We start from the raw sequence: 12,080 nt of genomic DNA on the forward strand, positions 1-12,080 counted from the left end.
GAACTGTATGATCACAAGGGATGAGGCATTTGAACTTTTAAAGAAATATAACAAGGATCCATTTCATATCCAGCATTCATTGACAGTTGAGGCTGTTATGAAGTGGTATGCAAATGAACTGGGATACTCTGATGAAGCAGAGTACTGGGGGATTGTAGGTCTTTTGCATGATATAGACTTTGAACTGTATCCAGAAGAGCACTGCCTGAAGGCTCCTGAAATCCTAAGAGAAGGTGGTGTCAGTGACGACATTATTCACTCTGTATGCTCGCATGGCTATGGAATAACTGTTGGATGCGGGACAACTATAGATGTGGAACCCATTCACGAAATGGAGAAAGTTCTTTTTGCAGCAGATGAGCTTACCGGACTTATCTGGGCAGCGGCGCTCATGAGACCGTCCAAGAGCACCAAGGACATGGAGCTTAAGTCTCTTAAGAAAAAGTACAAGAGCAAGGGCTTTGCCGCAGGCTGCTCAAGAAATGTTATTGAGCGTGGAGCGCAGCAGCTTGGCTGGGAACTCGATAAGCTGCTTACAATGACGCTTCAGGCCATGGCTGCAAGCGAAGATCTGATAAATGAAGAATTTGAGGAATACTCATGTGGAAGATAAAACAGATATTTGATGGAGACTTTGGCTGCGAGGAGCTCGCACTCGGAGAAAGGCCAAAGGTTTCAGTAACACTTGAAAGTGAGGAGGGACAAACAAAGCTTGTTTCCGTAGAAGATGCATGGCTTTCCGATAACGGACTTAATGTAGGCGATGCTTGGCCTATGCAGGGTGAAACTTTAACTTTCAGGTTAATTGTTGAAAAAAATGTGTAGAAGATCAAATTGAGGCAATTATCTGATAACTGCCTCAATTACATTTTTAGAATGGTTTATATGTTATGGCATGGTCGTATTATTTTCAAAGAAATGACATTCTTTTAGAAAAGATTGTATAATTAAGGAGAAGAAAACAGTTGCATTATCAAGAAAGTAGTGGGTGTACATAATGATAAATGAAATTCTGTATATGGAAATAAGGTTAGTAGGTGCTTTTAGCGAAAGATATAAGCTTACCAGGGCGGCTGCAAACAGAATTTTTACAAAATATAATATCTGGCAGTACATAGAGTCATGCTATGATGTTTTTCATGTTAGTGGAGATGACTACAATTTGGATGATATATGTAATGTTTTGAAGCGGAAAGGGGCAGCTCTATGAAATTAAAAGATGGGATGCTTCTTTACCATGGTAGTTATACGAGTGTTGAAAACATTGATTTGAACCAGTGCATGAATGGCAAAGATTTTGGCAAAGGTTTTTATCTTACAAGTGATCCTAATCAGGCCAGAAGTTTTATAAGGGCTTCTTTGATTAAGGCACAAAATACCGGAAATGCCCCTATAACACAGAATTATGGGTATGTGTCATCATTTCGTTATCATAAACCTGAACAGGAAATAGCGGTACATGAGTTTGAAAATGCCGACAGAGAGTGGCTTTGGTTTATTTCTCAAAATAGAAGAAAACGGCTAGCGGAGGACTTGATTCCGCTGATTACTGGCAAAATATTTGACGCTGAAATCATTATTGGCAAAATTGCTAATGATACAACAAATCCGGTCATCACAGCATATCTTAATGGATTGTATGGAGATATTAAGACTGAGAAAGCAGTGAATTTTGCGATAGAACAATTATTGCCGGATCACCTGTCTGATCAGTATTGTTTCCTTACAGAAGATGCGGTTGGTTGTTTGGAGTTTCAGGAGGCAAGGAAATATGTCATCTGATAAAATGAATGCTTGTGCTGATATGGTTCTTACTAATGCTATTGAAGACATGGCAATGGAAGAGAATATCTCAATTGATGAAGCAAGAAATAAGCTTTTGGATTCGGACGCTTGTAAATGTTTGTACGATTTTGATTCAAAGTTATGGATGGAAGGTTCTGACTATTTTCTTGATTTTTACAGAATGATTGAAAATAAGCAGCATATCTCCTAGATAGATCGTGAAAATCGTCTAGAAAGGCGGGTGATCAGAATGAAGGCTTATGATGAAGCAATGTACTGGATGAGAAATGATCTTCCTGTGTCGGATGCAGCTCGTCCAAGTGAACGTGATGAAACAGTATAAAATTGATAAGGACAGGTACTCATAACAGTAGCTGTCCTTTTACATTATTCACGGAATACAGTTAAAGAATGTCAGAAAATATATTCAACATAGATATGTTTTTATGTTAATTTTATAACCATTACGATTTGATAGAACAGTGAAAGAGGTATGAAAGGAAAAACGGATATGACTAAAAAACATGGTGTTTTAGACCGTCCAAACATTTGCTATTATTTTGATAGATGACTGTGAAGAAGCAGGAGCAATTTTCTATGAGAGAAAATGACAAGAGAGTAGTAGACAGATTTACAGAGCTTGCGCTGGTAGACGGTGAATCCTTTAATGAGAGGCTTGTCGCTGATTATCTTATAGCAGAGTTCCAAAAGTTGGGAATAAAGCTTATCGAGGATGATATTGCCGGTAAGATCGGTGGTAACTGTGGGAATCTGTATGGCTTTGCAGAGGGGCGGGGAAAGTATGCAGATTCTGAGCCTATTATGTTCTGTGCACATATGGACACCGTATCTCCGGGGAACAATAAGAAGATCATATTAAATGACGGCGGAACAATCACAAGCGATCATACGACTGTCTTGGGAGCAGATGACAGGGTTGGCATAGCAGGAATTATCGAGGCGTACACCAGAGTAATCGAGGAAAATCTGGATCATCCTCCAATAGAGTTTCTGTTTACGGTGGCAGAAGAGGTTTACGGCCTTGGAAGCGCGGCTCTTGATTATTCAAGGATTCGCTCCAGGATAGCCTTTGCTCCCGACTGCAGCGGAGAATATGGAGTCTATTCATCCTGCGAGCCGACACTCATTTCATTCGAAGTACATATAAAGGGTAAGGCTTCCCACGCTGGTTATGAGCCTGAAAAGGGAATAAATGCAATAGCAGTAGCAGCTGCTGCAATCAGCAGAATAAAGCAGGGGTGGGCTGATGATCACACCACGCTGAATATCGGAATAATAGAAGGCGGAAGTGTTACCAACGCTGTTCCGGAAAACTGTTTTATAAAAGGTGAGATAAGAAGCGGTGTCCATGAAGATGCACATCGGACAATAGACTTAGTAGAAAGCATTTTTTCAGAAGAAGCGAATAGAGCAGGTGCAGAGCTTTGCATAGATAAAAAAGAAAGAATCACCGTTTACAGGATAGATCCCGAAGCCGCAGAAGGAAGTGCTTTGGATAGATATAAGAGAGCATTAGAGAAACAGGGAAGGAGAGCCGTGGCAAAGAAATCCTTTGGGGGAAGTGATATAAATTCTTTGATAAAACACGGAATGGACGGACTAAATATATACGGTCCCATGCATAACATACATACAACTGAAGAATACACAACTGTCCAGGAAATAGCAGACTTCACAGAACTGATAAAGATACTTATGACACAACCATGAGGAACAATTTAAAGGCTTTTGCGAATATAAGGGGGCAAAAAGCCACTTGCAAAGGTTCTTGAGACAGACCAGACATTTTTTGATTATTTTCTTTAGACCAAAAGGTGAAAAAGGCCAGGCTCTACATTACTGCATGCGGACTTTAGGCTTAGGGAACGGTAGAACGAGCTTTGCGTGCGCGGCACTCTTTTCCTGATCCGCCTTGCTCTTTGGAATCGGCGAAAATGAATGCCCCGTCCCCTAGAACCGTTTCACCAATGGAAGGATAAGGATAACGAGATGTTTGAAGAAATAAGAAACTTCGGACAGATTAAGCTTGAAGATGAATGGATATCTCATATTAAAACATATATGAGCGATTCCAGATTTGAACATACGCTGGGAGTGACCACTGTAGCCGTCTATTTATCAGAATTTTACGATGTAGACAAGGACCTTGTGCGGAAAACTGCCCTGCTTCATGATATAGCAAAAGATATGTCCCCGGATGAAATGGCCAATATTGCAGGAAAATATGGATATCAGATACAAGATATCAGCCTGCAATATGAAGCTAATCTGCATGCAGAAATTGGAGCGCTCATTGCAGAACATGAATTCGGACTTTATGATAAAGATGCTTTGAACGCAATTCGGTTTCATGTCTGTGCGCGTCCGGATATGTCATTACTTGAAAAAATTATATTCCTTTCTGACCATGCCGAACCCCAAAGACCAAATCAACCAATGCTAAGGACTCTTATTGAAATCGCTAAAACTGATATCAATCTGTCAATCCTTAGAATGCTGCGAGTTGTAATTGAGTATCAGGTTAGCAATAGCATACCAAAGTATGTTTGTGATATCACCTCTGAGGCATATGACTATTTGCTTGAAGATTATTGCAAAACAGACCAGATATATGATCAATCTCCTGAGAACAATGACATACTTTCCGATGAGGAGTTTGACGAAGCGTTTGAACTGATTCGCTGCAATCAGATAAAACTGAAATCTGTTGAAAATGCCAGGTGGATAAAAGATTTACTGACTAATTCCGGAAGAAAGATTAAAGATGGACTTCTAATTAGAAGTGGAAGCCTTCATCAGTTAACAGATGAAGAAGCGGATTATTTGAATACGCTTGGTCTTTCTCTAGTGATCGATCTTCGCACGCCAATGGAAGTAGCGCAAGCCCCGGATAAAAGCATTGCAGGAGTGCGGTATGAGAACATTCCTTTGGTTGAGAATATAGATACAAGCATGATGGATTACCTTACACAGCGTTATATGCAAAGTCTGTCTGAAACTGATAGAGCTTGGTATGTTGAGCAATATGCCCGCATAGACGAAGTGATAAAAATGTACAGAAACATTTCCATGGATGCACGTTCATTGGATTCGATTCACCGCATTTTTCAACTTCTTAGAGAATCCCCCGGAACAATTCTTTTTCACTGCACCAGCGGAAAGGATCGAACCGGTATCATTGCGGCACTTCTTCTCTTAGCTCTTGGGTGCGATAAAAAATACATTATCAGCGATTACAATGCATCTGCTGTAACCTTATTTACTAAAACCGAGAGTATAAAGGCTGATCTGGGTGTTCGTGGTAATGGCAAAGAAAACCTGAAGCGTGGTCTTCAGACAAGTATAAGCGTAGTTCCGGAGGTTCTTAGATCAGGATTATATTATATAGAAAATAATTACTTTTCGAATGACTCGTTCATATTTGAAGCAACCGGATGTAATGACAGAGAACTTGAGTTGTTACGCAATAAATTTCTGGTATAGCTATCAGCAGGGGAGTGAATATTTTGCGATATTTGTTCTCAAAGGGGAAAACTAATGTTGGCAGTAGATCAGGCTGGAAACAAGTTACTTGAATTTATTGATGTTTCTGAGGAAAGAGCATCTTTGGATTATTCGCCTATAACAGTTTGTCTTCTTGTTGTAAAAATAGGAGCTGACTATCTTCCAGATAATGAAATAAGCAAGTTCAATCGGAGTTTGTCGAAAACATCGACCAAGGAGAGGACGAAAATGGTAAAAGGTATACATCACATATCGATGAAATGCAATATTGGAGAAATAGATAGAGTAAAAGACTTTTATATAAATGTACTTGGTATGTCTATTTGCCGGGAATGGCCAGAAGGAATAATGATAGATAGCGGCAACGGGCTGATTGAAGTATTTGTAACTGGTAATGGCGAACATAGGAAAGGTTCTATTCGTCATATTGCATTTGCAACAGAAGATGTTGACAATGTTATAGATAAAGTAAAAAAAGCGGGATATGAAGTTTTTATTGAACCAAATGATAAAGTTATTAATTCTTCGCCTGAATATCAATTTAGAATGGCATTTTGCTTTGGACCGCTGGGAGAAGAAATAGAGTTTTTTGATGAAAAATAAATTCAGATTGCTGGGCTGAGATGTTAGCACTTTATATTACTTATGGCCTGGTGGCCTGCTTTGTGTCGGAGACGGAAGATGATGAATGAGGATGTAGAACACGTATCTACCTTCTTCAAACTGATTGCGGACGAGCGGACGGCCTATGAAGCACTCGGTATCGGGAGCAAGGAATGATATAAGGAAAAGTGAATCATGCAAAATAAGATGTATCAGGTATCCACACTACAGGATCTGCAGGCTGAAATAAAATCTATTGAATAAAGGTGAGGGATTATTATATGTTGATAAAACCTGCTATTGAACGTTCCGATATGATTTATTGTGCGCTGTGTAAAGATGCGCCATGCAATAGCGCATGTTTGGCTATGGATCCAGCCAGGGCATTACTTGGAATCTGGTTTGACAATCAGGATGTTGCAGCAATGAAACTTCCTGAGAAAAATGCCTGCGCAGACTGTAGTGCACCATGCGAAAAAGCATGTGTAAATAGCGGGAGTGTTCCAATTAAAGGCCTTATGACTGCCCTATATGAAAAAGTAAAACCTGAGGTAGAAGTTGCTATACCGGATGATGAGAATAGGCTTAAGTGTGATATATGCGGAGTACCGATTGAAAATCCATTTCTTTTGTCTTCGTCTGTAGTTGCATCCACCTACGACATGTGTGCAAGAGCTTTTGAAGCAGGCTGGGCAGGGATATCTTTTAAGACAATCTGCTCATTTGACATTCATGAAGCTTCTCCGAGATATTCTGCAATAAAGGGAGATAACGGAAGCATAATTGGCTTTAAGAATATCGAGCAGCTTTCAGATCACAGCGTAGCTGAGAACATGGAGATATTCAGAAAACTGAAAGAGAATTACCCATCAAAGTTCATTCTTGCATCAATTATGGGACAGGACGAAGCGGAATGGGAGTCACTAGCTAAGATCTGTGAAGAAAACGGAGCAGATGCAATTGAGCTTAATTTCTCATGCCCAAACATGCAGGAAGATGGCCTTGGATCAGATATAGGCCAGGTACCTGAACTGGTTGAGAGGTTTACCAGGGCAGCTAAAAGAAGTACGACTATTCCGGTTCTAGCGAAGCTTACACCTAACGTTGCCACAATGAGTCCTGCTGCAGAGGCAGCACTACGTGGCGGTGCGGATGGGATAGCTGCGATCAATACCATAAAAAGCATTGTCGGAGTAAGTCCATATACATTTGCTTCGGTACCTGCAGTAAAGGGAAAGTCTGCAGTTGGTGGTTACAGCGGAAATGCCGTAAAACCCATAGCACTCAGATTTATTGCTGAAATTGGCCAGAATCCAACACTTAAAGGAATGCATATAAGCGGAATGGGCGGAATCGAAACCTGGAGGGATGCTCTTGAGTTTATCCTTATGGGGGCTGGCTCAATACAGATAACGACTGCTGTAATGCAATATGGATACAGAATAATAGATGAACTGAAGGAAGGACTGAATTATTACCTTGTACAAATGGGAATAAAATCTGTAAAAGACGTTATTGGTGCAGGTCTTGACAGCGTAAGTGATACAACTGATGTACTGGAGAGAGACACAGTTCTTTTCCCTGCATTTAATCTGGAAAAATGTAATGGCTGTGGAAGATGTGTTATCTCCTGTAATGACGGAGGGCATCAGGCAATCAGATTCGATGACCGTAAACCAAAGCTCGACGGAAGCAAATGCGTGGGATGCCACCTGTGCAAGATTGTGTGTCCGAATGATGCGATTGAAGCAGGAAAAAAGCGTATAAAAAAGATGGATAGACCATAACTTCTAGGAGACCAGCTATGAACAGAGTGCAATGAAATTACGTTATCTTGGAAGCTTTGATGAAAAATGAATGGAGACGTTACTGAAGGAGGAAATCACTATGTCAATCTATACCTTAATCGTAATCATTGGAACCTTGAGGATTATGTAAAAGTTATCACGGATATGACACCACCGGATTGTCCCGTTGTTTTGAACATTATCTGCAACAATTTGTCTCAAGATGAAAAAGATATCATAGAGGATACCATACTGGACGATTTTGCTTACAATCTCGGATTGGTGGAAAAGGAAGAAAAAAGACATATGCAGTCTTTTGCACTTATGACCATTGGTCTTATCATCTCAGGTATACTGCTGTGGATTTCGAATGCAATGGCTGAGGTGCCGCGAGAATTGCTTTATATTCTTTTCTGGTTTTTGGGAGAAAACTTGTGCGACTATATTTTTCTAAGTGGCTATGATATGCGAAAGGAAAGGAGACTATCCGGGCGGCTTGCAAGCGTAAAGGTCTTTTTTTCAGAAAACTATGAAGAACCTCATTATACAAAAAATGATGTGGATGTTTTGTTTTCTGAAATTGAGAAAGATATAAACGAAACGATCCAGAACAGTGAAGAACATTAGTCTTACTAAGGAGGTTACCCATGGTTGAACTAAGCAAAAAAAGAATTGAGGAGATTCTAAACGAAGAGACTGCCAAAACCGAAGAACTGCCAACGATTCTACGCGGTGTTTATACAAGATATATGTGCCTGTTTGAGAAATACTTTGCAGACATAGATGCGCTAAATGATGAGAAGGTAGCTGAGTTTAGAAAACATCATGAAGAGACTAAAAGCCTGATAAAATACTATTATATGGACATTCCTTTAGATATCTGTGCTGGTCTGAAAGCATTTGAGAAAGAGTATTGTGATAATCTGCTTGGAACTAAATGGCATGATTATCTTTATAGCTATTACAAGGATTTCAGAAAAAAACGCAATGATAAAAGGAAAGGCAGTAAGGAAGAGTTTTCAAAACAAACTCTGAGCAATTTTTATGATGTAATGGATTATATTTTCAGAGATTGTTTCGGTACGGAAAGCAAGAGCGCCGATGAGATAAAAAGTGGTATTTTGGGGCTGTTGTTTGGGGAAGGAGAGTAATCCGGAAAGGAGCATACGGCAGTGATTATTAAGAAAAAGCTTGGTGCTACTCGTATTATATCTTTTACTTTAACTTTAACGCTGCTTTTAAGCTGTATCAGTATTTCAGGGTGTGGACGAAAAAATCCTGAAGCCCTTTCTGAATACTGGTCTGCCGATTCTGAAGCGGCAGAGAGCCTTCGGAGCTATGTTTCAAAGTATGTTGTAAGCGGCACAGAGCGAACTACTACAAGAGCCATCATAGCTAATTCACCCATAAAAGACTATGTTTCTCCGTCTCATGTTATTGGCACCGAGTTTGAAGTCAAGGTAAAGGGAAACGAAGATATACCTTCAAATATGGATTACAAGGATGCTGATGGCGAAGTGGCACAGAATAATATAATTCAGTTCCCTGGAACAACTGCGGCTACAGCGGATGATGAGAATAAAAGGACAACCCTTTCGAGAGAAGGATATACCTTGGAACAGGCAGTAGTACTTAGCAGACACAATATCCGTGCTCCATTGTCAGGCTCAGGATCTGCTCTTGATACAATAACTCCCCATACGTGGTTTAACTGGTCTGCAGAGGCAAGCCAACTATCTGTACGTGGTGGAACTCTTGAAACTGAGATGGGGCAGTACTTCAGAAAATGGCTTGAATCAGAAGGTCTGTTTGCTCCCAATTATCAGCCTGCAGATGGTGCAGTGCGTATATATGCCAATTCCAAGCAAAGAACTATAGCAACATCCAAGTTTTTTTCAGCAGGGCTCCTGCCTGTTTATAACGCTGATATTGAATATCATATGGACTTTGATACCATGGATCCGACCTTTAATCCGGTATTCACCTATATGTCAGATGAGTATGAAAAAGACGCTGATGAGGAGATGCATAAAAGGTTTGATCCTATAATAGAAAGTCTTAGTGATAACTATGAACTTCTCGAGGAAGTGATAGACGTAAAGGAGTCTGAAGATTACAAAAACGGTAGTTTTACCGGATTTGTTACAGATGACAGCGTGTTTGCATTTGCAGAAGGGAAAGAACCTGGTGCCAGCGGCTCCCTTAAGAAAGCCTGCCAGATCAGCGATGCTCTTGTTTTACAGTACTACGAAGAACCGGATAAAGAGAAGGCGGCCTTCGGACATGACCTCACTGATGAACAGTGGGAGGCAATTTCCGAGATAAAGGATGTATATGTTGATGTTCTTTTCACCTCACCATCGGTAGCTGTGAATGTTGCACATCCGCTTCTTGAAGAAATAGAAAATGAGCTTAATACAGAAGGCAGACAGTTCTCATTCCTGTGCGGTCACGATTCTAATCTTGCAAGCGTACTATCTGCACTTGATGTTGAAGAGTACAGCCTTCCCTATACTATAGAGAAAAAGACACCTATCGGATCAAAGCTTGTCATTTGCAGATGGAAGAATGAGAAGGGTGAAGAGCTTATCAGCCTTGACCTTGTATATCAGACCACTGACCAGCTCAGGGATATGCCTATTCTTGGATTAGACAATCCCCCTGGAATCTATAGTCTTAGATTAAAGGGGCTAAGCGCTGACGAAAACGGGCTGTATAAAGCAAAGGATGTGAAGAAGAGACTTGATGACGCTATTAAAGCGTATGATGAGTTGCAGGAGAACTATGAACAGCAGGGTGCTGCATAATGTTTATAAATTAAAAAAGTTGATTGATAGGAAGATAAAAAACATGGCGGACATAAGAAGCCGTGCAAATTGTAACTCAATTTTTATGGGGATAGGAGGCTGCAGTAGGGCAGAACTTCAGACCTTCATACCGGAAGAGGGAAAATTTGAGGCATAAACCAGAAACAATAGTGGTTGGGGAGCATTATCTGTATAGGATTTTTATACTAGCAGTATGATGCATTTCATTTTCAACCATGCTATTATAGTAATTCATGCCAAGCAGGAACTGAGTAAAGAAAAAATCATTGAATACATGAAAAATCTGCCTTATACGATTATGTACTATATCGCGACAGAAGTATAAGGCAGAAAGCAATACCAATTATTTTGCATATTTCTTTAAGATGTAGAGTCTCTGTAGATCAGATCAGTCTCAGTATAGACAGTCCTGTAATTTAAGTCAGGTTGCTCTATTCTGGTAATTATCAGGTTAGCAGCAGAATATCCAATCACCTGGCTATGAATATGGCTCGTTGAAAGAGAGGGAGTCATAATCTTGGATTCAGGTGAATCATCAAATCCAAAAAGCTTTATATCTTTGGGACAATCAATCCCTAGTTTTTTCAAACCATATAGTACATCAATAGCAACAAAGTCGTTAGCACAGATAAAAAGCTCTGGCATTTCATCGAGCTTTGAGAGTGCCAGAGAGAGATATTCCTTGTATTCATCTCCATGAGAATGCACTTCTGTTAAGCAGAATTTCTCGTCAATTGTAAGTCCGTTGATATACATGGCTTCTCTAAAGGCCATAAATCTTTCATAAAAAGAACGGCAGTGTGTAACCTGACCTACGTATCCAATCTTAGAAATTCCCCGTTTTTTCATATCATTTATCACGGTGTAGATATTGGAAAAATTATCCATGAGAATAAGGTCTGCATTTAACGGCTCCCAATAGCTTGACACGGGTGCGTCTACCATAAGAACCGGTAGATCCATGCTACATAGCATTTCACAGTAGGGATGGTTAAACATCTCGATACACACTATAGCTACTGTCCTATCTTTTACAAAAGATATCGGCAGGGATAGATCATCGATGTTTTTTGAGTCAACTCTGTGCATACTAAGGCTATATCCAAGAAGTGAAATCTCATATTGGAACTTGTCCAGCATGGTTGATGCAAAGTGAGAATTGTTCAAAAAGTTTCCTGTAAAAAGAGCTATTTCTCCTGATGCTTTATTTTGCTGTGAAAAAGAGGGAGTCTTTATATCTGATACTGAGCTTGCATAGGAAAATTGTTTGTAGCCCATTTCTAAAGCTTTTTGCAATACTTTGTCTCTGGTTGAATCAGCTAGAACTCCTGTATTATTAATAGCTTTTGAGACTGTATTTCTTGATACGCCCAAAGCATCTGCAATGTCTTGTAAAGTAACCCTGGATGCCATCTGTTATTCTAATCTCCATTTCCATGAATTGTTATCTTCATTATAAAATGTAAAATCGAGAGTGTCAAATGTAAAAATGGAATGTTACAAATGTAAAAATATGGTATTGACACTTTGCTCTTCAGGTGTTATATTTTAC

General features: G+C 39.9%; 13 protein-coding genes. 12 read left to right on the forward strand and 1 reads right to left on the reverse strand.

Annotated features, from left to right (window positions below; translation table 11 throughout):
* Nucleotides 1-7: 7 nt before the first annotated feature.
* The 12 genes from G602_RS0110025 (at nt 8) to G602_RS26105 (ending at nt 10,507) form a co-directional block, all read left to right on the forward strand.
* A complete protein-coding gene (locus G602_RS0110025) occupies nt 8-613 on the forward strand; it encodes an HD domain-containing protein (protein WP_026658888.1) in 606 nt (201 codons plus the stop codon).
* Nucleotides 601-825 (forward strand): hypothetical protein, encoded by a 225-nt coding sequence (locus G602_RS26100; protein WP_044931732.1) that lies wholly within the window; start codon nt 601-603, stop codon nt 823-825. Before G602_RS0110025 ends, G602_RS26100 begins: the two co-directional genes overlap by 13 nt.
* Nucleotides 826-997: 172 nt before the next feature.
* Nucleotides 998-1,210: a DUF3791 domain-containing protein gene (locus tag G602_RS0110035; protein WP_026512034.1), complete on the forward strand. Its 213-nt coding sequence runs from the start codon at nt 998-1,000 to the stop codon at nt 1,208-1,210.
* Nucleotides 1,207-1,782 carry a DUF3990 domain-containing protein gene (locus G602_RS0110040; protein WP_049945166.1) on the forward strand — a complete coding sequence of 192 codons (576 nt, stop codon included), beginning with the start codon at nt 1,207-1,209 and terminating at the stop codon, nt 1,780-1,782. Before G602_RS0110035 ends, G602_RS0110040 begins: the two co-directional genes overlap by 4 nt.
* Complete coding sequence (locus tag G602_RS0110045) at nt 1,772-1,996, forward strand: hypothetical protein (RefSeq protein ID WP_026512033.1); 225 nt, start codon at nt 1,772-1,774, stop codon at nt 1,994-1,996. Before G602_RS0110040 ends, G602_RS0110045 begins: the two co-directional genes overlap by 11 nt.
* Nucleotides 1,997-2,382: 386 nt before the next feature.
* Entirely contained in the window at nt 2,383-3,516 is a 1,134-nt protein-coding gene (locus G602_RS0110055; RefSeq protein ID WP_026658890.1) for a M20/M25/M40 family metallo-hydrolase, read from the forward strand.
* A 279-nt stretch (nt 3,517-3,795) separates the two neighbouring features.
* On the forward strand, nt 3,796-5,289 hold the full coding sequence (gene yqeK, locus G602_RS0110060; RefSeq protein ID WP_026658892.1) for a bis(5'-nucleosyl)-tetraphosphatase (symmetrical) YqeK: 1,494 nt from the start codon (nt 3,796-3,798) through the stop codon (nt 5,287-5,289).
* A gap of 54 nt (nt 5,290-5,343) precedes the next feature.
* The gene (locus tag G602_RS0110065) at nt 5,344-5,913 is read left to right on the forward strand and encodes a VOC family protein (RefSeq protein ID WP_242835568.1); all 570 of its coding nucleotides are present in this window, start codon (nt 5,344-5,346) and stop codon (nt 5,911-5,913) included.
* 281 nt (nt 5,914-6,194) lie between these two features.
* The gene (preA, locus tag G602_RS0110075; RefSeq protein WP_026658894.1) at nt 6,195-7,700 is read left to right on the forward strand and encodes an NAD-dependent dihydropyrimidine dehydrogenase subunit PreA; all 1,506 of its coding nucleotides are present in this window, start codon (nt 6,195-6,197) and stop codon (nt 7,698-7,700) included.
* Nucleotides 7,701-7,766: 66 nt separating this feature from the next.
* Nucleotides 7,767-8,327, forward strand: a complete 561-nt coding sequence (locus tag G602_RS0110080; RefSeq protein ID WP_026658895.1) for a hypothetical protein — start codon at nt 7,767-7,769, stop codon at nt 8,325-8,327.
* A 20-nt stretch (nt 8,328-8,347) separates the two neighbouring features.
* Complete coding sequence (locus G602_RS0110085) at nt 8,348-8,851, forward strand: hypothetical protein (protein WP_026658896.1); 504 nt, start codon at nt 8,348-8,350, stop codon at nt 8,849-8,851.
* A 21-nt stretch (nt 8,852-8,872) separates the two neighbouring features.
* Nucleotides 8,873-10,507 (forward strand): histidine-type phosphatase, encoded by a 1,635-nt coding sequence (locus G602_RS26105; RefSeq protein ID WP_196808640.1) that lies wholly within the window; start codon nt 8,873-8,875, stop codon nt 10,505-10,507.
* A 381-nt stretch (nt 10,508-10,888) separates the two neighbouring features.
* Here G602_RS26105 and G602_RS0110100 read toward each other — a convergent pair whose 3' ends face one another.
* Nucleotides 10,889-11,941, reverse strand: a complete 1,053-nt coding sequence (locus G602_RS0110100; protein ID WP_026658898.1) for a LacI family DNA-binding transcriptional regulator — start codon at nt 11,939-11,941, stop codon at nt 10,889-10,891.
* Between the last annotated feature and the right edge of the window lie 139 nt (nt 11,942-12,080).

The organism is Butyrivibrio sp. AC2005, assembly GCF_000424145.1.
Classification (GTDB): Bacteria; Bacillota; Clostridia; order Lachnospirales; family Lachnospiraceae; genus Butyrivibrio.